This window comes from Pseudomonas sp. MUP55, assembly GCF_034043515.1.
Lineage (GTDB): Bacteria > Pseudomonadota > Gammaproteobacteria > Pseudomonadales > Pseudomonadaceae > Aquipseudomonas.
Genome location: NZ_CP138214.1, coordinates 2779024 through 2803003, shown reverse-complemented (window position 1 = coordinate 2803003; position 23980 = coordinate 2779024). Strand labels below are relative to the sequence as shown.

The 23980-nt window shown below is 59.7% G+C and carries 24 protein-coding genes, 1 tRNA gene and 4 pseudogenes; 11 read left to right on the top strand and 18 right to left on the bottom strand.

Annotation, left to right across the window (positions count from 1 at the left end):
• Positions 1-41: 41 nt before the first annotated feature.
• A pseudogene (gene umuC, locus SC318_RS12560) lies at positions 42-1318 on the bottom strand (translesion error-prone DNA polymerase V subunit UmuC).
• Positions 1311-1736 (bottom strand): LexA family protein, encoded by a 426-nt coding sequence (locus tag SC318_RS12555; RefSeq protein ID WP_320431056.1) that lies wholly within the window; start codon positions 1734-1736, stop codon positions 1311-1313. Before SC318_RS12555 ends, umuC begins: the two are co-directional and overlap by 8 nt.
• Before the next feature lie 101 nt (positions 1737-1837).
• On the opposite strand from SC318_RS12555, the gene SC318_RS12550 reads away from it, so the two are divergent.
• Positions 1838-2539 carry an SOS response-associated peptidase family protein gene (locus SC318_RS12550; RefSeq protein WP_320431055.1) on the top strand — a complete coding sequence of 234 codons (702 nt, stop codon included), beginning with the start codon at positions 1838-1840 and terminating at the stop codon, positions 2537-2539.
• Positions 2540-2544: 5 nt separating this feature from the next.
• On the opposite strand, the gene SC318_RS12545 is transcribed toward SC318_RS12550, so the two are convergent.
• The 4 genes and pseudogenes from SC318_RS12545 to SC318_RS12530 all read right to left on the bottom strand — a co-directional run.
• Complete coding sequence (locus SC318_RS12545; protein WP_320431054.1) at positions 2545-3339, bottom strand: DNA adenine methylase; 795 nt, start codon at positions 3337-3339, stop codon at positions 2545-2547.
• Between the two features lie 148 nt (positions 3340-3487).
• Entirely contained in the window at positions 3488-4030 is a 543-nt protein-coding gene (locus SC318_RS12540) for a lysis system spanin subunit (RefSeq protein ID WP_320431053.1), read from the bottom strand.
• Entirely contained in the window at positions 4012-4575 is a 564-nt protein-coding gene (locus tag SC318_RS12535; protein WP_320431052.1) for a glycoside hydrolase family 19 protein, read from the bottom strand. Before SC318_RS12535 ends, SC318_RS12540 begins: the two co-directional genes overlap by 19 nt.
• 48 nt (positions 4576-4623) lie before the next feature.
• Positions 4624-5067 (bottom strand): annotated as a pseudogene (locus tag SC318_RS12530) (late control protein); the annotation flags it as partial.
• Here SC318_RS12530 and SC318_RS12525 point away from each other — a divergent pair.
• A complete protein-coding gene (locus SC318_RS12525; RefSeq protein ID WP_320431051.1) occupies positions 5023-5535 on the top strand; it encodes a tyrosine-type recombinase/integrase in 513 nt (170 codons plus the stop codon). The pseudogene SC318_RS12530 and the gene SC318_RS12525 overlap by 45 nt on opposite strands.
• A 227-nt stretch (positions 5536-5762) precedes the next feature.
• Here SC318_RS12525 and SC318_RS12520 read toward each other — a convergent pair whose 3' ends face one another.
• The 5 genes and pseudogenes from SC318_RS12520 to SC318_RS12500 form a co-directional block, all read right to left on the bottom strand.
• Positions 5763-6353 carry an HNH endonuclease gene (locus SC318_RS12520; RefSeq protein ID WP_320431050.1) on the bottom strand — a complete coding sequence of 197 codons (591 nt, stop codon included), beginning with the start codon at positions 6351-6353 and terminating at the stop codon, positions 5763-5765.
• Positions 6350-7567: an AAA family ATPase gene (locus tag SC318_RS12515; protein WP_320431049.1), complete on the bottom strand. Its 1218-nt coding sequence runs from the start codon at positions 7565-7567 to the stop codon at positions 6350-6352. The genes SC318_RS12520 and SC318_RS12515 overlap by 4 nt, the downstream gene beginning before the upstream one ends.
• Positions 7568-7680: 113 nt before the next feature.
• Positions 7681-8339 (bottom strand): annotated as a pseudogene (locus SC318_RS12510) (DNA adenine methylase); the annotation flags it as partial.
• A gap of 137 nt (positions 8340-8476) precedes the next feature.
• Positions 8477-8550, bottom strand: a tRNA-Cys gene (locus tag SC318_RS12505).
• A gap of 213 nt (positions 8551-8763) precedes the next feature.
• Positions 8764-11049, bottom strand: coding sequence for a bifunctional acylase PvdQ (locus tag SC318_RS12500; RefSeq protein WP_320431048.1), 2286 nt, complete (start codon positions 11047-11049; stop codon positions 8764-8766).
• Between the two features lie 238 nt (positions 11050-11287).
• On the opposite strand from SC318_RS12500, the gene SC318_RS12495 reads away from it, so the two are divergent.
• The gene (locus tag SC318_RS12495) at positions 11288-11668 is read left to right on the top strand and encodes a fe2+ zn2+ uptake regulation protein (protein WP_320431047.1); all 381 of its coding nucleotides are present in this window, start codon (positions 11288-11290) and stop codon (positions 11666-11668) included.
• A gap of 12 nt (positions 11669-11680) precedes the next feature.
• Here SC318_RS12495 and SC318_RS12490 read toward each other — a convergent pair whose 3' ends face one another.
• A complete protein-coding gene (locus tag SC318_RS12490) occupies positions 11681-11875 on the bottom strand; it encodes a hypothetical protein (protein WP_306492951.1) in 195 nt (64 codons plus the stop codon).
• A gap of 173 nt (positions 11876-12048) precedes the next feature.
• Here SC318_RS12490 and SC318_RS12485 point away from each other — a divergent pair, with 173 nt between their 5' ends.
• The gene (locus SC318_RS12485; RefSeq protein WP_256657526.1) at positions 12049-12183 is read left to right on the top strand and encodes a hypothetical protein; all 135 of its coding nucleotides are present in this window, start codon (positions 12049-12051) and stop codon (positions 12181-12183) included.
• 48 nt (positions 12184-12231) lie between these two features.
• On the opposite strand, the gene SC318_RS12480 is transcribed toward SC318_RS12485, so the two are convergent.
• Genes SC318_RS12480 through SC318_RS12460 form a run of 5 tightly spaced genes read right to left on the bottom strand, consistent with a single transcriptional unit; the run spans position 12232 to position 16647 of the window.
• Positions 12232-12984, bottom strand: coding sequence for an ABC transporter permease (locus SC318_RS12480; protein WP_320431227.1), 753 nt, complete (start codon positions 12982-12984; stop codon positions 12232-12234).
• Positions 12985-12998: 14 nt separating this feature from the next.
• A complete protein-coding gene (locus tag SC318_RS12475) occupies positions 12999-14198 on the bottom strand; it encodes an ABC transporter substrate-binding protein (RefSeq protein WP_320431046.1) in 1200 nt (399 codons plus the stop codon).
• Entirely contained in the window at positions 14185-14988 is an 804-nt protein-coding gene (locus SC318_RS12470) for an ABC transporter ATP-binding protein (protein WP_320431045.1), read from the bottom strand. Before SC318_RS12470 ends, SC318_RS12475 begins: the two co-directional genes overlap by 14 nt.
• Entirely contained in the window at positions 14985-16046 is a 1062-nt protein-coding gene (locus SC318_RS12465) for an acyl-CoA dehydrogenase family protein (RefSeq protein ID WP_320431044.1), read from the bottom strand. The genes SC318_RS12470 and SC318_RS12465 overlap by 4 nt, the downstream gene beginning before the upstream one ends.
• Positions 16047-16086: 40 nt before the next feature.
• Positions 16087-16647: a carboxymuconolactone decarboxylase family protein gene (locus SC318_RS12460; protein WP_320431043.1), complete on the bottom strand. Its 561-nt coding sequence runs from the start codon at positions 16645-16647 to the stop codon at positions 16087-16089.
• A 102-nt stretch (positions 16648-16749) separates the two neighbouring features.
• On the opposite strand from SC318_RS12460, the gene SC318_RS12455 reads away from it, so the two are divergent.
• Complete coding sequence (locus SC318_RS12455; protein ID WP_320431042.1) at positions 16750-17652, top strand: AraC family transcriptional regulator; 903 nt, start codon at positions 16750-16752, stop codon at positions 17650-17652.
• On the opposite strand, the gene SC318_RS12450 is transcribed toward SC318_RS12455, so the two are convergent.
• A complete protein-coding gene (locus SC318_RS12450) occupies positions 17649-18560 on the bottom strand; it encodes a LysR family transcriptional regulator (protein ID WP_320431041.1) in 912 nt (303 codons plus the stop codon). The genes SC318_RS12455 and SC318_RS12450 overlap by 4 nt on opposite strands.
• Before the next feature lie 110 nt (positions 18561-18670).
• Here SC318_RS12450 and SC318_RS12445 point away from each other — a divergent pair, with 110 nt between their 5' ends.
• The 6 genes and pseudogenes from SC318_RS12445 (at position 18671) to SC318_RS12425 (ending at position 23962) form a co-directional block, all read left to right on the top strand.
• Positions 18671-19666, top strand: coding sequence for an aldo/keto reductase (locus tag SC318_RS12445; protein WP_320431040.1), 996 nt, complete (start codon positions 18671-18673; stop codon positions 19664-19666).
• Positions 19667-19799: 133 nt separating this feature from the next.
• A pseudogene (locus SC318_RS27045) lies at positions 19800-20933 on the top strand (cache domain-containing protein); the annotation flags it as partial.
• 15 nt (positions 20934-20948) lie between these two features.
• Positions 20949-21794: a methyl-accepting chemotaxis protein gene (locus SC318_RS27040; RefSeq protein WP_373424481.1), complete on the top strand. Its 846-nt coding sequence runs from the start codon at positions 20949-20951 to the stop codon at positions 21792-21794.
• An 89-nt stretch (positions 21795-21883) separates the two neighbouring features.
• Positions 21884-22339: an SRPBCC family protein gene (locus SC318_RS12435; RefSeq protein WP_320431038.1), complete on the top strand. Its 456-nt coding sequence runs from the start codon at positions 21884-21886 to the stop codon at positions 22337-22339.
• A 131-nt stretch (positions 22340-22470) separates the two neighbouring features.
• A complete protein-coding gene (locus tag SC318_RS12430) occupies positions 22471-22914 on the top strand; it encodes a YqaA family protein (protein ID WP_320431037.1) in 444 nt (147 codons plus the stop codon).
• A 46-nt stretch (positions 22915-22960) separates the two neighbouring features.
• Positions 22961-23962, top strand: a complete 1002-nt coding sequence (locus tag SC318_RS12425) for an alpha/beta fold hydrolase (protein WP_320431036.1) — start codon at positions 22961-22963, stop codon at positions 23960-23962.
• Positions 23963-23980: the final 18 nt, after the last annotated feature.

The following is a 23980-nucleotide window of genomic DNA, read 5'->3' as shown; positions in this document are numbered from 1 at the left end:
AATTCGCTAGCACACAGATCGCTTAGCCCAACGTACCGCAATTACACACATGGAACCTTCCAAAGTTGATCAAGTTTCGTTGTGTAGCTCTGACTCATCATCTCACGTCTCATTCCCCACTCAGGATTGGTAGGTACGCTGGCTGACCGCAGGGTTCCCCTACCCCACCGCCCATTGATCTGATCAAGCACCGTCATTACCCGAGTTGCTTCGGATGGTTGCGATGTAGCGAACAGATCATCGGTATATTCCCCGTGCTGGCATAGATCGAGCAACATCACTTCAGCCTTGCTGTATTTGAAGCCTGACCGAAATACGCGCTCAAGCGCGCCAACAGCCGCCTGAGTGAGAAGGCGCACGTCGTCGGTGGGATACGGCATATCAACCACCACTCCGTTGGCGTACTTAGCCTCTTCAGGATTGAACATGCCGTACGGATACAAACGCGCACTTTCTTGCACAGCGAGTTCTGGACGCGAAGCTTCTCAGAAGCTCGCATCATGTAGGTGGCTACAGCCTCTCTGATAGGCGGCAGCTCCGTCAGCCGCTGACCGAACATGCGACTGCAGCAGATCTCCTGCTTTGGCGGATCTGGCTCATCCAGCTCCAGGCAAGGTGTACCGCCCAGCTCCCTGGCCGTCTTTTCAATCACAACGCTGAACTTCTTGCGGAGCGTCCAGGGATCCGCCTTAGCCAGGTCCATTGCAGACTTTATGCCCATCGCATCAAGGTGAAGTTTCATCTTGCGGCCAACGCCCCACACTTCCCCCACGTCCGTATTACGCAGCACCCAGTCCCGCTTAACCGGGTCGGTGATATTGACCACACCACCGGTCTGCGATTGCAGGCGCTTCGCTGTGTGGTTTGCCAGCTTCGCCAGCGTCTTTGTATGAGCAATACCCACACCAACAGGTATGCCGGTCCAGCGTAGTGCCTGGGCGCGGATCTGTCGGCCTAACGTATCCAACCCACTGACACCGGTCAGATCGGCGAATGCCTCATCAATGCTATAAACCTCAACCGCCGGCACCAACGCCTCGATCAGGCTCATCACGCGCTCGCTGATATCGCCGTACAGTGCATAGTTGGAGGAGAACGACACAATGCCGTGTTGCTTGAGCTTGTGCTTGATCTGGAAATACGGCTCGCCCATCTTGATGAACGGCTTCGCGTCGTAACTGCGCGCGATGACACAGCCATCGTTGTTGCTCAGCACCACGATGGGCACCTTCGCCAGGTCCGGCCGGAACACCCGCTCGCAACTGGCATAAAAGCTGTTGCAGTCGATCAGCGCAAAGGTCGGTTCTTGCTTAGACATGGCTGCGCACTGTGCTGGTAATCACACCCCAGATTGAGAGCTCATCGCCTTCAAGCACATAACGCGCCGGGTATCTGGGGTTCTCTGATAAAAGGATCACCTCCCGGCCGCGCTTACATAGGCGCTTGCAGACGGGCTCATTGTTCAGCAGAGCCACCACCACATGTCCGTGAGCCGGTTCAATGGCACGATCCACCACCGCGAGATCGCCTTCGAAGATACCAATCCCCTGCATGCTTTCCCCAGTGATGGCTACCAGGTACACATGCGGTGCGCGGATATTCAGGACCTCATCCAATGAGATGTGCAGCTCAATGTGATCCGCTGCCGGCGAAGGAAAGCCAGCCGGAACCTGGAACGAACACATAGGCAGCTTCGCGCCTGCCTCAGCGATAGGACCTAGAATGGTGAAGCTCATGATGCGGCCTTTTACAGATACTGTACGAATGTACAGTTAACTTTGTAGGACGCTTGCGGTCAATTTTTCTGTAGGGGATTTCGACAGACGGAGGACGGCGTATGTGCGGACGATTTGTGCAGTACGAGGGGATGGCGATCTTCATTGAAGAGCTGAGCCCCCAAATAGAGCTGTTCAGCGGCTATGACGCTCAGCCAATTGATCGCTACAACGTCGCTCCGTCGACACGGGTTCAGTTGCTGCACGCCGCAGAGGGTGGGCTGCATATCGATGCGGTCAAATGGGGATGGGCGCCGTTCTGGGCCAAGGGCAAACGTCCCGACCCGATCAACGCACGCGTAGAGACGGTCACCACGGGAAGGTTCTTTACGCAACTTTGGCCGAATGGCCGAGCCCTGGTGCCGAGTGAAGGGTGGTATGAGTGGGTCAAAGACCCTGACGATCCGAAGAGAAAGCAGCCCTACTTCATTCGCCTGAAGAGTCAGAAGCCCATGTTTTTTGGCGCGCTTGCTCAAGTTCATCCTGGCCTTGATCCGCACGACGGCGATGGGTTCGTGATCATCACCGCCGCCAGTGATCAGGGCATGGTGGACATCCACGACCGCAAGCCGTTGGTGCTGACACCTGAGCACGCCAGGGAATGGATTGACCCCAACCTTCCCCCAGCCAGGGCCGAGGAAATAGCAAAGGAATGTTGCCAGCCTGCGGATGACTTTGAGTGGTATACCGTGGGCAAAGCAGTGGGAAGCGTGAAAAATCAGGGAGCTGATTTACTGCTTCCGGTGCCACTCATGGATGTTTGAAGCTTTTAGAACAGCCCTCCCAATGCGGCTGGCTCCCAGTTCATGATCACCAGTTCACCGCTAACCTCACTCCTTCCTTGCCGTTGGTTAGATGTGGTGTATCGAATGTCGACTGTTTCAAAATGGAAGCTCTGGAACACCTGCCGAATGTCCGGGTGATCATTGATGCTGACCATTACCTTCCCTTTGCAGTGCCGCATGAAGCCGGCCATACGCTCGTAATTCTCAAAGGGAAAGTCCACGCCATAACCGGCCGTCTGCCAGTAAGGCGGATCCATGTAATGGAAGGTGTGGGGACGGTCGTAGCGTTCGGCGCAGTCCAACCAAGGCAGGTTTTCAACGTAGGTGCCCGACAGACGCTGCCACGCTGCAGACAAGTTCTCCTCGATCCGCAGCAAGTTGATTGCAGGCCCGGTCGTTGCAGTGCCGAACGTCTGCCCCGTCACTTTGCCGGCGAAGGCATGGTGCTGCAGGTAAAAGAATCGCGCAGCGCGCTGGATGTCAGTGAGGGTTTCCGTGCGGGTCATCTTCTGCCATTCGAACACCTGGCGGGAACTGAGCGCCCATTTGAATTGGCGCACGAACTCTTCTAGGTGGTTCTGCACGACACGGTACAACGTCACCAGGTCGCCGTTGATATCGTTAAGAACTTCAACAGGCGCTGCCTGGGGACGCATGAAGTAGAGCGCGGCACCGCCGGCAAAGACTTCAACGTAGCATTCGTGTGGCGGAAAAAGCGGGATGAGACGGTCGGCCAGGCGGCGTTTGCCGCCCATCCAAGGGATGATAGGTGTAGACATAAAAAGCAAGACCTTTGCTGTATGGATAAACAGTGCTAGGCTCGCTCCGCTTTGTGCACGAAGCAGGAGCCTTGGCTGGACTTGCAGGGACGATCTGCGGGGAAGGTGGCCGGCCTGGATGTTGACGCATCCAGCCCGGCCGCTCCTTTCACTTCTGTGTAGAAACTTCTTTTGCGTAAGCCTGACAGGCCCGCAGGGCGATCAATCCTCGGTCGCCGGCATCGGTGATTCCGATAATTCGTTGAGCATGCGCTGGGTCAAGTTGGGCTCTTGTGGGGCCATGAACCACGCGGCCGGTGGCGGTGGTGGTTGGCACTGAACAGCTGCCGGTGGTTTCGGTGGCGGAGAGTACGACTGACAGCCGCAGATCAGCAGTAGCCAGGCGATCACGCAGACGAGCCTGCTTGATTTGCTCATCGGTCAATTCCTTGTAGTGGGTTTCGTCTTTGTTCTGCAGGCGGAGCTCCAGGGCACGGCGCTTGTCCTGCTCGGTACGCTGCAGAGCAGCAGACGCTTTGGATATTTCGTTGAGGGTGTCCGCCTGCAGGCGGGCTTGCCGCTCCAGCACGCTGCCATAACGCCAGTCCTGAGCAGTCCAGGCCAATGCTGCAGATCCTGCGACCACCACCACTAACAGCAAGCTGATAGCGGCGATACGGAACTGCGCGGGGATCAGATCGAAGAGACGCATAACACCGCCCTCGCCCTGGCCCACAACTGCAGCCGATCCTCCAGGCCATTAAGGCCGCCGTTGATCCGGCGAGTGATGGTGTTGAACTGGTCCTGATCCGCGAGCGCATTCAGCCCGTTTACAGACCAGAACCACGCCGCCGACTCTGCCGCCCATTGCGGCTGCTCGAGCAGCTCGGGGGTGCGCAACAATCGCTCATCGCCGAACAGTGCCAGACTGCAGCGCAGGTAGTTATCGTGCCCGGTGACCTGGATCAACCCTCGGCCGCGATACCGCTGACCATCACCATCTGCAGTTGGGGTATTACCAAGCTTGGCAGCCAGAGTGCCGGTATCGTATTTACTCAGGTATTGATCCCCGCCCAGTTCGCGGACGTACTGCAGTTGACCGGACTCGTGACCAAGCTGCGCCAGGAAAGCAGCCTGGCGTTTCGGTGTATTGATCTGCCGATGCGCCATTGCCGCGTTCAGGGCAGATACAAAAACGCCCGCTTGGCGGCGGGCGTTTGGCATGATGCGTTGTAGCTGTTGTTCAGTGATGGTCATAAAAACTCCGAACAAAAAAATACCGCACTTAGGCGGCGGTGGATTGCATTACAGCTTCTCGACGCTCACGACCTTGAGCGGCTTCGTTTCTTTCTTTTTCTTACCCTTGGATTTGCCTTGCTTGCCGGCATTGCACTCGACCGTGGTCGACCAGCCAGATTGGGTAAACACCTGCTCCACCGAATCCGCCAGGTATTCGCCATCCAGCCCGACCTTGAAGCCCTGGGCGTTGATCAGGCGCTCGGCAAAAATGTCAGTCCGGCCTGGCATCTCGAAACGCACGTCGGCGGTCGAGCGATTGAATGCCGCTAACCGTGCTTTGGCTGCTGACTCAGCAGCGGTCTTGTTCGGATAGATGTGCCGATCCGTGTGCACCGCCGGCAAGCCGTCCGGCGCATCCTCGTTGTCGATGGTGACCACCGCCAATTTGCCGTCCTTTTTGTTCTGATGCTTAGTCGCCACGGCCTTGTGCGAATTGCGATCCCCTACCTGACCGGCCAGCGCCCTGCCGATGTGCTGAAGGTGGCAACTACCGATCTGTCCAACGGCTTCGTAGGGGTTCGCCAGGGCAAGGGCGGCAAGCTTCTGCGTATTCGCCTGGACGATGCCGGCGAACAATCAGCGCTTAGTCTATTCCTAGACAAGCTAGTCGAACGCAGATCGTTAAATGGGATTAAGACCTCAACGCTTATCACGAACGCGTCCGGCCTTCGGATGAGCCAGCAGATGCTACGCAACCGCTGGGATGAAGCCCGGGAGAAAGCGGCCATCAAGGCCGGTGCCGACGGCGATCCCGCCCTGGCTGTACTAATCCGTCAGTTTCAGTTCAAAGACATCCGCCCTAAAGCCGCAAGCGAGATAGAACTAGCGCATGCAAGTCGGCTGCTCGGCCACTCCACTGAGGAGATGACAAAGAAGGTCTATCGGCGCGTCGGTGAGATCGTTAACCCCACGAAGTAACAGGCGACGAAGGAGGGAAGCTACGGCTGGATGGCGTCGTGGTTGGTCAACCTCAATTGAAAATGACCAACGTCGGTGAAAAAAATTGCCAACACTGAGTAATACGTCGACTATGTTGGAGTGCTAGCGCAAAAAAGCCCTGTAGCCTCGAGATTAAAGGGCTATAGGGCTTGTGTACATATCGCGTCGCGGCTATTTTTCATTGGCATTAAATAAAATTTCAAAAATCAACGATCAATAACCCCATGCTCACGAAGCAAAGCAGTTACAGCAAAGGAATACTCCCTATCCGGGGCAGCCTCTTTAATCAATTCCGCCAGAGCTAATCTACGCAACTCTGGGTTTTCACGAGCATAGACCGCCGAAATAACTTCACGAATGTTATCAACATGAGTTTTACGCCTCTCAACAAGTTCCGGGCGATTCAACCCCAGATCATTAATTGTCAACTGACCACGCTCATTACCGCGAAAAGCGAACACAAAACTATATACAGAAACCAAATACTCCGAAGGCTCCTCCTCAAACGGATTAACATAAGGAAAAGCCTCGTCAAACTTATCAGACTTAGAGCCATTACATCGAGCACAAGAAATACCTAAATTGCTCCATTCAAACTCTAAATGCGGAAACTTACCTTCAGCCTTTGGGCGAATGTGTTCTACATCACCATAATCAACTGCAAGCACTTTACTTTCACAATACATGCACTTGCCATGCGTGCTTGCTAACAAAGCCTCCTTATTCCTCGAATGCTTATAATTCCGGTTTTCTAATGCTAACGGGTACGGACAATCCAGACGAGCAAGTCTTATCATTTTTGACTCACCACAGCTGTAATGGTTTGCGGTAAAAAATCCTCCAGTCCTCTAGATTTCAGCTCCTCTCGTAAATCCGAAAAAATAACTTCCGTCACCGGGCGCTGACTGTAATCGTTAACAACGATAGCCAGTTGCTCCTCCACCCAAACTGGAACTGTAACTGTAACACCCAAAACCTCATCCAATATTTGAGCAGCTGTCCTCGCCTTCTCCTTAAAATCAAGCAATTCGGAATTAGCACGAGACCACTCATCAAAGCGCAAGGCATAGACATTTGCTTCAAATACAGAAGACACTACGAGCGGACTATGAGTACTAACTACGAACCTTGCAAGAGGAAATGCGGCAACTAAATCTGGAAGAATCGTTCTTTGAATACTGGGGTGTAGATGATTTTCAATTTCATCAATTATCGCGGTAAATTCCTCGCCCCCCTCCACATTGAGCTGCTGAAGGTACAGCATCCATGCGATTTCAATTACAGCTGCGAGACCTCCCGACGCACTCTCAAGAATAAAACGATCACGCCCACCATTACATACGAAAACTACCTCTGCACCAACACCCACCTCAATAGACTCAAACTTGAATTGACGAGGTACTGCAATACGCAAAATACTCTGGAAACCTTCAAAGTACCTCCGACATTCATCTACTGGATGGAGTATATATTTATCGCTAGACTTAACGCCATACCCAGCAACCAACCACGCAAACAGAGTGTTTTTTATTGAAGCAGTGAAATTATCTTTCGTTCCTTCAATAGCAGATTTTTGTCCATCCCTCGACAACTCCAATGCTTTTTTTAGATCAGGGCTATCATCTATTTTAATACCGGTTGGGGTGTCATATCGAAGTGGAGGCCGATGCGAAGACACAAAAAAGCTATTAACAACCTGAGCCTTCGAAAGAGCGAGATGCTTGCGAATCCCCTGTTCGCTCACCAAAACATCAGTTATTTGACCATTGGAATATTCAAGCTCTCCAATAGTCTTATATGTAATATGTGTCGAGGGGGACTCCACCGCCGATTTCTCGCCAGGAACACCAAAATCACTGGCCGCCCATTGGGCATGCATCGCGAGCAGTCGAAGCAAGGAAGTTTTCCCGCTTCCATTCGCGCCAGTGAGAATAGTAACTCGGCGACTTAGATCAATTTCTATCCTTCCCAAGGCATGCCAGTTGCTGACCGAGAGTTTTTGAAAGTTCATACGGTTCCACCAGTTAAATTTGCATGCCTTGATTCATGTTCGTAACGTCGTATCGTGCCACCAAAGGAGATGGATTGACTACATTAAAATAAGCCCCCCAACGCTGCTGAGTCCTAGTTCATGGTTACAAGTCCTCCACTGACCTCAGCCGTTTTTCCCCGTAGGAGGTGCAGTACAGGATGTCAAGCGTCTCAAGGTGAAAACCATCGAACACTCGTCGGATGTCCGGGTAATCGTTAATACTGACTACCACTTTGCCCTTGCAGCTGCGCATAAAACCGGCAATCCGCTTGTAGTTTTCAAACGGAAAGTTCACTCCATAGCCGGCGGTTTGCCAATACGGCGGGCCCATGTAGTGAAACGTATGAGCCCGGTCGTAGCGTTCCGCGCAGTCAAGCCAAGGAAGATTTTCGACGTAGGAACCGGCCAGCCGTTACCAGGCTTCCTCGATCCGCAGCGGGCTGATCGCAGGGCCAGTTGTCGCAGTACCAAATGTCTGCACCGTCACCTTGCCGGCAAACGCATGTTGCTGTAGGTAGAAAAACCGAGCCGCGCGCTGGATGTCGGTGAGGGTTTCGGGACGTGCCATCTTCTGCCACTCGAACACCTGACGGGAACTGAGTGCCCATTTGAACTGGCACACAAATTCTTCGAGGTGGTTCTGCACAACGCGGTAAAGCGTCACCAAGTCTCCGTTGATGTCATTGAGGGCTTCAACCGGGGCGGCTTGGGGAAGCATGAAGTAGAGCGCGGCACCTCCGGCAAAGACTTTACCCGGCACTGTTCTGCTCCCTCATTGCGATCAAAAACGCGTAGGGTTGCGGAACACATCCCAAAAGTTGCGGAACACTTCTCGAACCACAGGCAATAAAAAACCCCGTAGATCATTGATCTACGGGGCTTTAAGAGTGGAGGCCGAGGTCGGAATCGAACCGGCGTAGGCGGATTTGCAATCCGCTGCATAACCATTTTGCTACTCGGCCTCAAACGATCAGTGCCGGTATTACCTGCACTCACCGCATACAAACTTGAGTGGGCTCTGTGAAGCGCGCCTCTACTCTAACTCATTGAATACATTGAAGTTTTTAATGCTTCATTGCGTTCGATGGGCGCCATTATGTACTCATTTGCTTATGCCTGCAACCCCTTGATTTCAAAAATATTTCGCATTGGCATCAAGGGGTTGCAGCCCTGCCCTACTCCTGGATGCGTTGTTCCTGATACTGCGGATCGGCCTTGATCTGGGCTTCGGTGAATGGCAGTGGGCGCAGCTTTTTCTCGGAGAAGGCTTGGGTCTGGTCCTTGGCGTGGTTCGACTGGGGGTTGCTGGACTCGGAGAACGCCAGTACGCCTACGGCCTGAGGGCCTTTGTCGTCGAAGGTGACGATTTGCAGGTAGCTGGTGCCGCTGACGACTTCGCGTTTGCCGTCGGCGCGGGGCACGGTTTGCATGGCGTTGTAGATGCCCAGTTCTTGCGGGCCGCCGTGGATGGGGGTTTGGCCGGAGAGCTGGATGTCGCCCCAGCGGTTCAGGCCGAGTTTGTCGACGGCGCTGCTTGAGGCGAGCATGGCTTCGCGCAGGGCTTTGGCCACGGGCGCGCGGTCGATGGCCAGGCCGCTGGGGGTGGTCAGCGGGTGGGCCGGATCGAAGGCGACGCGCCAGGCATCGGGGATTTGCTGCAGGTGTTCCACCAGGTTGATGAAGTGCACCAGGCCCAGGCCGCTGTCGAGGTTGGCGCGTTGGTCCCACCTTTTAAGGCTGGTGCACAGTGGCTGGAGCGTCGCGGCATCGTTGCCCAGGTGCTTGGCGCAGAACTGCAGCAGGTCCGGCATGACTTGCCCGGCGAGGTACACCTCGTTGTCCATGACCATGGCTTGCAGGTCGCTGACGGTGATCGGCTGTTTCTCCAGTGATTGCAGGCGCTGCAGGGCGAACCGGGCACGGGGGCCGAGGCCGATGTTGTCCTGGCTGATCACCGGGGAGAAGCCGGTGAGCGGCGCCTTGGGGTTGACCATCCAGGCGGAGTCGTTGGAGTGCTGCACATAGTCGCTGCGCTGCAGTTGCGGCAGTTGGGCGGCCGGGAAGATCCCCGCTTGCGCGGCGCGAGGGTCAATGTCCCAAGCGCAGGCGCTGCGGCTGCCGTCGAGCATGATCATTTGCAGGCCCACACGCGGGTCGCTGCATTGCGCGAGCTTGGCGGCACTGACGTTGGGCACCACCGAGAGGTTCATGTACAGGCTCTGGCCCTGGTCATCGGCGGCCAGGGTGTTGACCCACGGGATGCCTTGCAGCGTGTGTACCGAGGTTTGCAGTTCGGTGAGGCTGCCGGCGCGGTTCATGGCGTACCACTGTTGCAGCACGCGGTCGTTGCCAAGGTTGGCGTCGCGCAGGCTGAAGGCGTATTGCTTGTCCCAGTCCAGCTTGCCGGGCCACTGCACCACCGGGCCGAACTGCGAACTGTAGACCGTATGGGTGACTTCCTTGAGGCTGCCGTCGGCTTGTTTGGCCTGTACCGTCAGCGTGGTTTTATCCAGGGGCAAGGACTTGCCGTCGAGCAGGTAGCGGGTGGAATCCTTGGGGTCGAGCGTCAGGCGATACAGGGTGAAATGCTTGGAAGTGTCTACCGTGTGCGTCCACGCCACGTGCTGGTTGAAGCCGATATTGACCACCGGCAACCCTGGCAGCGCCGCGCCCATCACATCCAGCTGGCCGGGGATGGTCAGGTGCATCTCGTAAAAGCGCATGCCGCCCACCCACGGAAAATGCGGGTTGGCCAGCAACATCCCGCGCCCGTTGAAGGAGCGATCCTTACCCACCGCGACGGCATTGCTGCCGCGGTCAAGGGCGAAGCGCTGCTGTTGGGCGGCGGCCAAGTCGAATGCCTTCGCGCCAGGCTGCACGGCGGCGGTGGCCTGGGGAGGTGTGGCGCCTACCAGCGCTTCGGCGAATTGACCGACGCCACCTTCTACCAGCAACCTGCGGGTCAGCTTGACCAGGTCCTCCTTGACCAACGGACGCACCCACGCTGCCTGACACTGCGCCGGTGCGCCCTGCTCTTTCAGATAACGGTTGTAGCCGGCCACGTAGCCTTCGATACGCTCGCGGATCTGCGGCGTCTGCGCGTTCCAGAACGCCTCGACCGCGTCCGGTGTGTTCAGCCAGGTAAAGAACACATCACTGGCAAGGTTGTTGCGCTCCTCCAGGGTGGCCTGCTCGGGGCCGAAGAACCGCGCACGTTGACCGTTCACCGTGACCACTTCATTGGCCAGCAGACACAGGTTGTCCTGGGCATACGCATAGCCGATGCCGAAGCCCAGGCCGCGTTCATCGCCAGCGCGGATGTGCGGCACGCCGTAGGTGGTACGCCGGATCTGCGCCGATGCCTGCGCCTGAGGCACTTGCTCACGCGCCGATGCGGCCAGGCTCATTCCCAGCAACAGCCCTGTCACGCATACCCTGGACAACCCGTTGAAAATAATCACGCCGACTCCACAGTCAAATTGAACACCCTCGGTAGGGACAACTTCCCCACCGTAAGGACGCACCCCAGCGGAAATAATTTAACGGCCGTGGCGGGTTTATTCCGGGCGACCGGACTGTGACAAACCCGATACCGACAAATTTTCTACATCGTGCACTTCATGATTTTGCTCGTTCGTTCGTCTTATTGAATAAGAGCACCATCATTTTCCTGATCAGGCTCTGATAAGGAGTTTTTGCATGTACAACCCTCAAGTGCCCACGGATGGACATTCACCGACCGCCGAGGCCAATTTCGGCAACGGCCCGCAAGGGTTCGGCAAGACGCCCGAACAGCAGGGCAACCAGCGTATTCGCCACCTGCTCAAGTGTTTCGGCCTGCGCACCAGCCTGATCCGGCTGAAGGTCATCGACGCCCTGCTCACCGCGGCCGGCAACCAGCGCACCCTTGGCGTGCGCGGTGTGCACAGCCATTTACTGGAACTGGGCATCCCGCTGTCGTTTCTCAGTGTGCGCGAGGTGCTCAAGCGCCTGAGCAGCGAGGGCGTGATCACCCTCAATGCCGACAAGAGCTACAGCCTCCACGAAGAGGCTGCCAGAGTGCTGGAGGGGCACGTCTGAATCACGCCCACATCAGAAGTGAGGCTTGACCTTGCGACGCATGATGCCGTTGATCACGACCACCACCACGGCAATCGCAATGGCCAGGTACTGGAAGGTTTTCTCGCTGATCGCACCGATGTTCTGCAGGTAGGACAGGCCGAACATCGAGGCCAGTACGGTCAGGGCAATCAGAATCGAGTATTTCAGACGTTGCTTTTGGGTCATGACGAGTTCTCGAACCGGTAGGAATGTATCCACTGTGTATCGCCGCGCATGCCAAGCACATACCCGAAAACGGGGATGGACCGGGGGCGGCAGGGTCTCATGTTACAGGCGATGAAAAGCTTTGGCTCGTTCCACGCCTGATTGACCTTGTGAACACCTTGAGGATTGCCCAAATGCTGCGTCGAATCACCCTGCTGATTCCCTTGCTGATCATGCTGACCATGAGCGGCTGCTTTTTCTTCCCACGCGGTGGCGGCGGCTGGCATGACCATCGCTATGAAGGCGGCCCAGGCTACGAGCACCGTTGAAGGAATGGGCGTCTCGCCGCCAGCGAGACGCCCGCCTTGGACACACCGTTACCCTGCATGCACCCAGCGCTGATGCAGCCACCGCGCCAGGGCATCCAGCGCAAACCCCAGCAGCCCGATCAGCAGCACCATCGCCATCAGTTCCGAATACGCCAGCCGGTCACGGGTATCGAGGATGTAATACCCCAGCCCCGCACTCACCCCCAGCATCTCGCACGGCACCAGCACGATCCACAGAATGCCGATGGCCAGGCGCACGCCGGTCAACACATGCCCCACCACGCCAGGAATGATCACCCGGCGCAACGTCTCCCAGCGCGTCGCACTCAAGCTCTTGCTCAATTGCAGCCAGCGCGGGTCGAGCTGACGCACGCCGGCCGCGGTGTTGAGCATGATCGGCCACACCGCAGCGAATGCCAGCAGGAAATAGATCGGCTGGTCCCCTACCCCCATCAGCATCACCACGATCGGCATCCAGGACAGCGGCGAGATCATGCGCAAAAACTGGAAGGCCGGCGTGGTCGCCGCCTCCAGGTTGCGCGAGCTGCCCACCAGCAGGCCCAACGGCACGCCCACCAGCAAGGCCAGGAACAGCCCGACGAAGATGCGCTTGAGGCTGACCGCAATGTGCACATACAACTCACCGCGCCCGAGCAATTCCCACAGGCTGCTGAAAGTCGCCGACAGGGAAAAACGCGCCGACAGGCCGTCGGCTTCGCCAAACAGTTTCACCCCCAGCCACCAGAGCACCAGCAACCCTGCCAGGCCACCCAACCCGAGCAACCAGCCCGGCCACGCCACGGTTTTAGCGCTGCTCAAACGCCAATCTCCTCATGCCGCGCATAACCCTCAGGCAGGCCGAAGGTCTGCATGCCGCCGACGGCCTCGATGGCGTTGCGCACAAAGCGGTCGTCCACCAGGTCCTTGGCAACGAACGCCGGGTCGAGGTCGGCGAGAAAGCGCTTGTCGCCTTCGATCAAGGTGTCTTTAAGGCGGCGGACCAGTTCTTCGGTGTAGCTGGGGAATGGGTAAGGCTGGAAGTCGATGCGGTGCTCGTCCCAGTTGGCGTGCTGGATCGCGCCATCGGCCAGGTAACCGGCGCGGTCGCCAGCGGCAGGCGCGAGCACCTTGCTCAACACCGGTTCGGCATGCGGCGTGTAGCGGTTCGGGCCGTCCTTGGACAGCAGCTTCACTGCCTCTTCGCGATGGTCGCGGGTCCACACCTGGGCCTTGACGATGGCATTCACCACCTTCTGCGACCACTCCGGGCGATTGGTCAGGTCATGCTCGTGCATGAACACCACGCAGCACGCATGGTTGCGCCACACATCGCCGGTAAAGCGCTGCACTCGGCCGACCTTGAGGTTCTCCGCCAGGGCGTTGAACGGTTCGGCGACGATATAGCCGTCGATGCGCTTGCTGGCCAGTGCCGGCGGCATGTCCGAAGGCGGCAGCACGATCAGGTTGACCTCATTGGCGCCAAGCGCACTGCCCGTCGCACGCGCGACCGGGGTGAGGCCGTTGTCGCGGAACAACTGCTGCACCACCACGTTATGAATCGAATACCAGAACGGAATCGCCACCGACTTGCCGCCCAACTGCTTCACGTCGGTGATCCCCGGCGCCACGGTCAGGCCCGAACCGCCGACGTGATTCCATGCCACCACCTTGGCCGGCACCTTGCTGCCATAGCGCGCCCACACGGTCATCGGCGACAACAGGTGAATCACGTTGACCTGGCCGGAAATAAACGCCTCGATCACCTGGGCCCAGCTGCGCAGCAGCACCGGGCGCTCGGCCTTGATGCCCTCGGCTTCGAACAGCCCGTTGTTGTGCGCCACCAACAACGGCGTGGCGTCGGTGATCGGCAGGTAGCCGATGCGCACCGGTGCGTCGGGCTCACTGGCCGCACGCGCCTGCAGGCTGCTCAGCAACGGCAAGGCGCCGGCGGCGCTGAGCACCGCGGAAAGTTTGAGAAAGTCACGGCGCGAGTGGGTCAGGTCATCCAGGCACATGGCTAGGCTCCAGTTGTTCAAGGGGGTTGGGTTGAGGGCGGCTCGCCTGCCGTAAGGTTTTGAGAATCTCGATGCGCAGCGCGCCAATGGCTTCGACCTGCTCCTCACGCGGTTGCGGCAGGTCAATATGCCATTCACCGAGGGTGCGTGCCGGGCGGTTGCCCAGCAGCAGAATGCGGTCGGACAACAGCAGCGCTTCGTCGATGTCGTGGGTGATCAACACCGCCGCCGAGCCCTGCTCGCGGTTGACCTTGAGCAACAGGTGCTGCATATCGGCGCGGGTCACTTCGTCCAGCGCGCCGAACGGCTCATCCAGCAGCAGCACCTGTGGCTGGCGGGCCAGGCAGCGGGCCAACGCGGTGCGCTGGGCCATGCCGCCGGACAACTGCGCGGGGAATTGATGACGGGCGTGTTCCAGGCCTACAGCGGCAATCGCATGGTCCACACGCTGGCGGCGTTCTTCGCTGCCAAGGTGCGGTTGCCGGGCGAAATCCAGGCCGAAGGCGACATTCTTTTCCAGGTTCAGCCAGGGCAGCAGGCTGGGGTCCTGAAACGCCACCGCCACCCGTGGATGCGGGCCACTCAGCGGTTCACCCAGCACGCTTACGCGGCCAGCCTGAGGCGCCTGCAAGCCGGCCAGCACGCGCAACAGGCTGGACTTGCCCACGCCGCTGGGACCGAGGATCGACACCACTTCGCCGGGCTGCAACTGCAGGTCGAAGCCTTCCAATACCGGGCCGCTGGCATACCCCAGGCACACACCCTGGGCCGTCAATACCGACGGGGTCATAGGTTGGCCTGGCGTTGCAGCTCGGTCCGCAGTTGCACCAGGCTGGGCGTGACGATGGGCACGAACGCCGATTCGCGCCAGCGCCTGGCAAAGCCGCTGCCATGGGCGGTGAGGTAGGCCTTGCCGCCGCTGGCCTGCAACTCCAGCTGCACGGCGCTGGCCGCGGTTTCGGCCAGGGCGATGCGCAGCTTGAACAACGGCACCGGCTCAGCGGCGAACCGCCCGGCCAGCAGGCCATTCTTGAGTTCGCTGACCAGGTGATCCAGGGTCACGCGCAGCGCTTCGAGTTCGTCACGCAACACGGTGCGCAACGCGCCCAGGTGATGGGCCACCTCCGCCAGGGAACGGCGGGCTAGCCCGATCGACATACCGCACTGCAAGCCCAGGAACGCCGGGCGTACGGCGGGCAGGAACTGCCGCGCGTCTTCGTGCAGCAGCCAGTCGCGGCTCAGCTCCACGCCTTCCAGACCGAGGGCGGCGGTATTGCTCGATTGCAAGCCGAGCAACTCCAGGTCACGGGAGCGCTGCAAGCCGGCCACCGAATCCGGAATGGCCAGGATAAACGGCGCGCCGCCCCCGGCGTGTTCGATGGCCGCAGCGGCGACGAAGCCACTCTTGCGCAGGTTGGTCACCCAATGCAGGCGACCGTTGAGGGTCCAGCCGTGATCGGTGGGCTCGGCGCTGATCTGCAGCGCCTCGATGCCGGACAAAAACTTCATCGCATTCGACAGCCCGGTGGCACCGGCCAGCCTGCCGCTGATCAAGTCCGGCAGCAGTTGCTCGCGCAGCCGCGCGTTGGGGCTTTGCAGCAGGTATTCGATAAAGGAACGCTGGCCCCAGCAAACGAACGCCGCCGCCAGGGAATGGCTGGCGACATGGGCGATGGCGTCCACGGCACCGGTCACGTCGCCGCCCAGGCCGCCAAGGGCCTTGGGCACGCCGATGCGCAATATATTGGCTTCTGCCAGCCGTGGCAGCACTTCCTGTGGATCGCAACTGCCCACGTCCAGGGCCTGCGCTTGAACATCGAGCCATCGGCTCAAGAGTGGGTCAAGCATGTGTGTTTCTCCTTGTTCCTACAGGTGGACCCGCGCCGATTCAGCTCGCCCGTTGTTCCCAACGGTACTGCGCCAGTTCCGGGTTCAACGGCGTGCGCGCAAACACGTTGGCGAAGTTGCACAACGTGGCCAGGCTGACCCCCAGAATAACCTCCAGCGCCTGCCCGTCGGTGTAGCCGGCGGCGCGGAACGCGTCATAGCCAGCATCGCTGACATCGCCACGGGTGGCGATCACTTCACGGGTAAACGCGGCGAGTGTCTCATAGCGGGCATCGGGCAACTCACCGCGCTGGCGCAGCGCCTCGATGACTTCTTCGGGCAGCTTGGCTTTGTTACGTGCCACGGCGGTGTGCCCGGCCACACAGAAATCGCAACCGTGTTGGGTGGCGGCAATCAGTTGCACCACTTCACGATCAGCCAGGCTCAAGGCTGACTTGGCATTCAGGCCGGACACGGTGACATAGGTTTCCAGCGCCGCAGGGGCATTGGCCAGTACGGCGAGCAGGTTGGGAATGAACCCCGAGGTCTTCAGCGCGTTTTCCAGGAAGGGCTTGGCCGCTTCCGGCGCGGTTTCAGGGGTGAGCAGCGGTACACGGGACATGGAGTGGTCTCCTCATGGGTGAGTCGCTCCAGTCTGTTGGTTATAAAAAAACCCCTCAATAGGCTAAAGTAGCGATTACTTGCTCTAGAGTCTTTTCATTAGATGAATTCGTCCAGTGCACTTGTCGATTGGTTATTAGACAGCCTCGAACTGAACACCAGCCTGTTTCACGTCGGTCGCTATTGCGGCGATTGGCACGCAAGCACCCATGGCCTGGCGCGTGCGAGTTTTCATCTGATCGTACAAGGCCAGTGCTGGCTGCATATCGACGGCCAACCGGCGCACTTCCTCGACAACGGCGATGCCGTGTTCCTGCTGCGCGACCTGCCCTATCGGCTCTCCGGCGCAGACACCGCAGCAGGCGCCCAACAATGCCCGCGCCGCCCGATGCTGGCGCTCGACAGCAATGCTACGGACGGGGTGGGCCTGGTCTGCGGCTTCTTCGATTTCCAGTCCGGGCTGTCGGCGATGATAGTCGACAGCCTGCCCGCCTGGATCATCCTGCGCGCCGGTGACCCGTCGTTGACCGCCGCGCGCAATCTGTTCGAACTGATCCTGCAGGAGTGCGAGCGCCTGCCCGCGCCCTCTTCGGCCTTGCTCGAACGGCTGTGCCATCTGCTGTTTCTGTATGTGTTGCGCCAACAAGTGCTCGATAACACCGAATTGGGCGGCCTGGCGGCACTCGGTCGGCAACCGGCATTTTCCAATTTGCTGGAGCAGTTGATCGCACGCCCGGCCGAGAACTGGACGCTGGAAAGCATGGCCGCCTGCACCGGGCTGTCACGCTCGGCGTTTTTCAAGCGGTTCAATGAACTGTGCGGGCAGTCACCGGGCCAGGTGCTGTTGATGATGCGCATGCGCCACGCCTGCCAGTTGTTCAAGACGGACCAGACCGTGGCGGATGTATCGCTGGCGGTGGGTTATCAATCGGTGGCGGCGTTTACCCGGGCCTTTCATAAAGTCACCGGGCAGCAACCGGGGGCCTATCGTCGCGCACAAAGCTAGCGGCGCAAACCGTTGCCCGGCTCGGCGCACAGCTTCACCAGCCAGTCGACAAACACCCGTACCCGCTGGGACAACTGTCGATGGGGGGGGTACAGCGCGGTCAGCGCCATGTTCGGCACCGCCACTTGCGGCAGCACCTCCACCAGCGTGCCCTCGGCCAGTTGCTTCATGGCGTGGTAATGCGGGGCCTGGATCAGCCCGTAACCGGCTTCACAGGCGGCGAAATACCCGTCGGAACTGTTCACCGCGACCACCTTCGCCAAGTTCAGCGTGCGCATTTGGGTGCCGATCTGGAATTCCAGGCCAAAGCGCTTGCCGCTGGCGCTGGAGACGTATTCGATCATCTGGTGCCGATCCAGGTCGTCCAGGCTGGCGGGCATGCCCCTGCGCTGCAGGTACGCGGGGCTGGCCAGCGTCAACTGGTGCATCATCGCCAGCGGTCGCGCCACCAGCGATTCGTCCAGCGCCGGGCCACCGCGCAGTACGCAATCGACCCCTTCACGGATCAAATCCACTGGGCGGTCATTGAGGCCAATATCCAGCTCGATCTGCGGGTACAGCGCGGTGAACGTCGGCAGCGCCGGGATCACGATCAAACGGCCGATGCCCGATGGCATATCGATGCTCAAGGTGCCGCGTGGGTTTTGCCGGCGCGAGGAGAACACCGCCTCGGTTTCCTCAAGGTCCGTCAGCAACTGCACGCAACGCTGATAGTACGCCGCGCCGTCCAGGGTCGGGCTGACCTGGCGTGTGGTGCGCTGCAGCAGTTGCACGCCGAGGTGGGCCTCCAGTTGCTTGATCAGGATCGTCACCGAAGCGCGCGGCAGTTGCAGGCTGTCTGCCGCCTTGGCAAAACCGCCGAGCTCTACGATTCGGGTGAAGACGCGCATGGCATTGAAACGGTCCACGGTTCACCCCGGAGATTGTTTAGATTTTACAAATAGTGATAGTGCTTTTAGCCGGTTTATCCAGGTTTTGTCGAGCGCGACAATGCACGCCTCAACCAAGGAGCACCACCATGCACACTCGCCAACTCGGTAAAAACGGCCCCCACGTCTCCGCCATCGGCCTCGGCTGCATGGGCATGAGCGACTTCTACACGCCGGGCCTGGACTCCACGGAGGCCATCGCCACCCTGCACCGCGCCCTGGAGCTCGGCGTCAACTTTCTCGACACCGCCGACATGTACGGCCCCCACACCAATGAGCAATTGATCGGCAAGGCCATCGCCGGCAAGCGCGACCAGGTGTTCCTGGCCAGCAAGTTCGGCATCCTGCGCGACCCGGCAAACCCCGCGCTGCGCGGCGTGTGTGGGCGTCCGGAATACGTGCGCGCCTCCATCGACGGCACGCTGCAACGCCTGGGCATTGAAACCCTGGACCTGTACTACCAGCACCGCATCGACCCCGAGGTGGCCATCGAAGAAACCGTCGGCGCCATGGCCGAACTGGTGAAACAGGGCAAGGTGCGCTACCTGGGCCTGAGCGAAGCATCGGCCGCCACCCTGGAGCGGGCGCACAAGGTTCACCCTATCAGCGCCCTGCAAAGTGAGTATTCGCTGTGGAGTCGCGACCAGGAAGACAACGGCTGCCTCGCCGCCTGCCAGCGCCTGGGCATCGCCTTCGTGCCTTACAGCCCGTTGGGCCGGGGTTTTCTGACCGGCGCACTGAAAAGCCCGGAAGATTTCGATGCCGAGGACTACCGGCGTTTCAACCCGCGCTTTCAGGGCGAGAATTTTGCGAAGAACCTGCAACGGGTCGCACAGGTGCAAGCGCTGGCAGCCGATAAAGGCGTAACGGCCGGTCAACTGGCGCTGACCTGGGTATTGGCTCAAGGCGACTACATCGTGCCGATCCCGGGCACCAAGCAACGCAAATACCTGGAAGAAAACGTGGCGGCCGTGTCGGTCAGCCTCAGCCCGGCCGAACTGGCGTCACTGGCCGCGATCTTCCCGGCCCACGCAACCGCCGGCCTGCGCTACCCCGAAGAAGTCATGGCCATGCTGGACATCTGACCCTGCGGCGCCGCGCCCCGGCGCCCGCATTTTCTTTGCACGTACGTACCTAAAGCTGGCTGCTTCCAAGCCGATAGCCCTACGAAGCTCTAAAAAAGCCGCGTCGACAATAACGCTTCGTAAGGACGGCCCCATGCCCCCACTGCGCTCCATCCAAGCCCGCTATACCCTGTTCCTGGTGCTGTTCGTCCTGGTGTTATTGGTGTTGACCGTCGTCGGCATCGGCCAGTTGGTCGCGCCCAAGCTGCAAGACACCGAAGAACAGGTGGTACTCAACCGCGTCGGCGAAGTGGCCGGACAGATCCAGGGGGAGCTGAACAAGGTTCAGGCCCAGCAACGCACCATCACCCAAACCATTCCGTTGCTCGACAGCGACGCTATCGACAAGGTGCTGCCCGGCCTGGTCGACCAGTACGGCGAGCTCAAAGTGTTCGGCGGCGGTATCTGGCCGCTGCCCAATCAGCGCACGCCTGGGCGCAACAAGCACAGCACGTTCTGGCACCGCGATGCTTCGGGCAAGCTGGCGGTCAACACCTTCTGGAACAGTGACGCGGCGCCCAACTATTACGACCAGAGCTGGTACAAGGGCGGCCTCGCCTCGCCCCGTGGCCAATGCGCCTGGGCCGCGGCCTACAAGGACGACGCCAGCCAGGAACCGCGCACCAACTGCGCCATGGCAATCCAGCGGGACGGCGCCGCCTATGGCGTGGCGACCATCGACGTGACCCTGGGTTTTTTCAATGACCTGGTGGCCAGCAAGGAAAAAGACATCGGCGGGCAAATGCTGATCGTCGAAGGCGACGGCAAGATCATCAGCAACAGCTCGCGCATCAGCAGCCCGGTGGTGTTGAAGAACATCAGCGAACTGACCGGCACCTCGGCCTTCGCCGCCCAGATCAGCAAAGCCCTCGCCCATCGCGACCAGGCCCTGCAACGCGCTGAGTTCGACAATCAGGGCGTGGCCAGCACCTTCTATATGCGCCCGATCGAGGGCACCCCGTGGTTCCTGGCGACCGCCCTGCCCACTTCGCTGATCACCGCCCAGCGCAATGACGTGCTCGGCAGCCTGGCGCTGCTGCAAATCCCGATGGTGATCCTGCTGGTGCTGCTGGCGGCGTATGCCATTCGCAAACTGGTCCAGCGCATGAAAGCGCTGAAGGGCAACATCGACGCGCTGTCTGCCGGCGACGCCGACCTCACGCGACGCATCACCATCCGCGCCGAAGACGAACTGGGCGCCATTGGCCACTCGGTGAACCGCTTTATCGTCTACCTGCAAGACATGATCGGCGAAGTGACCCAGGCCACTGGCGCCATGTCCTCGGGCCTTGCGCAACTGCAGCAAACCTCGGCGCACACCAATCAGATCCTGTTGCGCCATGCCTCGGAAACGGACCAGACGGTGACCGCCATCACCGAAATGAGCTCCACCGCCGACACCGTCGCGCAAAACGCCGCTGAAACAGCTGCCTTCACCCAACGCGCCAACGAACACGCCGACCGCTCCCGCGTGGTGGTGGGCGAAGCCTCCACCAGTGTCAGCGCCTTGATCGGTGAGGTTGCCAGCGCCACCCACACCGTTGAGAACATGCGCCAGGACGCCGCGCGTATCACGGAAACCCTCGGCGTGATCGGCGCCATTGCCGGCCAGACCAACCTGTTGGCGCTCAACGCCGCGATTGAAGCGGCGCGGGCCGGCGAACAAGGCCGTGGTTTTGCGGTGGTGGCCGACGAGGTCCGCGCGCTGGCCGCACGCACCCAGGCCAGCACCTCGCAGATCAACGAAATGCTCGCGCGCCTGACCACCGGCGTGAGCTCATCGGTGGCTGCCATGGAAAACACCCAGGCCAGTTGCCAGTCGGCAGCCGATGCCACGGAGCGGGTGAACACCGGGCTCGATGAGATGGCCGGGTCAGTCAGCCATATCAACAACCTCAGCACCCAGATCGCGACGGCCGCCGAGCAGCAGAGCGCGGTGACCGAAGAGATCAACCGCAGCATGGTGCAAATCCGACAGATGGTTGAAGAGTTGGTAGAAAGCGGTCATGTCACGCAAAGCAACACCCAAAGCCTGCTGGACGCCAATGGCCGGGTGATTGCCTTGATGGGGCGCTTCAAAGTGCGTTGATCCAAGGCCTGAATACTCCCGTGCAAAGCGCGGGAGTCGGGCTATTCTCACAGCTCCTAGTGTAATAACCGCCACACAGGAGGTGTGTCATGCACGCAACTGAGCAATCGGTCCGCTTGGAGCGAATCAGTCAGGAACGGTTCATCAAGGCCCCGGTCGAGGCCGTCTACGACTACGTCACCCAGCCCGACCGCTGGCACGAATGGCACCCCACCTCCCTCAGCGCCGACACCGGCACCCGCGGCTCGGTACCGGTCGGCACGCGGTTCACCGAAATCATCGACCTGCTGGGCGTCCGCGTCCCGCTGAGTTATCGCGTACAAATCGCCCGCTGCCCCCACGAGTTCAAAACCGCGTTCACCTCACTGGCCGTCGACGGCTCGCTGCATTACTTCCTGCAAGCGCATCAGGGCGGCACTGTGTTCAAGCGTGTCCTGATGTACGAGACCGAGCTGCAACTGGTGACCTTGCATGAACGCATGCTCGAACTCTCGCGCATTGCGCTGGACCAGCTCAAGCACCGACTGGAAAACCAGCGGGATTGACCCCCTCTCTCGCTTAACTGACCCGCATCAGGGAAAATGCCCGCCCTACTGCCCAATGCCGTGCGTTCAGTGAGATCGACCATGAAAACCCCTGTGCAACGAGCCCGTCCGACGCATCGGCACCTCAACCGGTGCTGATGGGTTACCTGGGGCTGTTCGCCGCCGCCTTTGGCGCGGCGACATTGTTGCCTTTGCAGTCGGAAGCCGTGCTGGTCGGGCTGCTGCTCAGCGGGCGTTACAGCCTGTGGCTGTTGCTGGGCATCGCCACCCTGGGCAATGTGCTGGGTTCGGTGGTCAACTGGCTGCTGGGCCGCTCGGTGGAGCACTTCAAGGGCCGGCGCTGGTTTCCCGTCAGCCCCCAGCAGCTGGACAAGGCCCGCCGCCACTACACGCGCTGGGGGCATTGGACCTTGCTGCTCAGTTGGCTGCCGATCATCGGCGACCCGTTGACCCTGGTGGCCGGCGTGATGCGCGAGCCCCTCTGGCGCTTCCTGCTGTTGGTCACCCTGGCCAAGGCGCTGCGCTACGGCGTGCTGGCCGCCGTGACCCTGCACTGGGTGTTAATCCCCCGTTAATCTCCCTTCAACAGCATCCGGGACATCTTTCCCGGAGTTTACGTGCATGCCTTCCATCCGAGATCTATGCGTCGCCAGCCTGCTCACCGCCAGCGCCGCGCCTGTGTTTGCCGCCACCTACGGCCCTGAACTCGAGGGTTTCAAGTACCCCTACCCGGTCGAACGTTTCAGCTTCGAGTCCCAGGGCAAGAACCTGCAGATGGGCTATATGGACGTGCCGGCCAAAGGCAAGGCCAACGGGCGCAGCGTGGTGCTGATGCACGGCAAGAACTTCTGCGGCGCCACCTGGGAAAGCTCGATCAAAGCCCTGAGCGACGCCGGTTACCGGGTGATCGCGCCAGACCAGATCGGTTTCTGCACCTCCAGCAAGCCCGAGCATTACCAGTACAGCTTTCAGCAACTGGCGCTCAATACCCACCAGTTGCTGGAAAAACTCGGCATTCAAAAAGTCACGCTGCTCGGCCACTCCACCGGCGGCATGCTCGCCACGCGCTATGCCTTGATGTACCCCGCGCAGACCGAACAGCTGGCACTGGTCAACCCCATCGGCCTGGAAGACTGGAAGGCTCTGGGCGTGCCTCACCAGAGCGTTGACCAGTGGTATCAACGCGAGCTGAAAATGAGCGCCGACGGCGTGCGCAAGTATGAGCGCGACACCTATTACGTGGGGCGCTGGAAGCCCGAATACGAGCGCTGGGTGGACATGCTCATCGGCCTCAACCAGGGGCCTGGGCATACCTTGGTGGCCTGGAACTCGGCGTTGATTTACGACATGATCTTCACCCAGCCGGTGTACTACGAGTTCAAGGACTTGCAGGTGCCCGCCTTGCTGCTGATCGGCACCAGCGACACCACTGCCATTGGCAAAGATGTAGCGCCACCAGCGGTCAAGGCTAGGATCGGCAACTACCAGGTACTGGGCAAGCAAGTGGCCAAGCTGATTCCCCATGCAACCCTGGTGGAGTTCGACGGCCTGGGCCATGCGCCGCAGATGGAAGAACCGGCCCGTTTCCACGCAGCGCTGTTGCAGGGTTTGAATGCCCTTTAACCTTTTCGAGGCACGCAT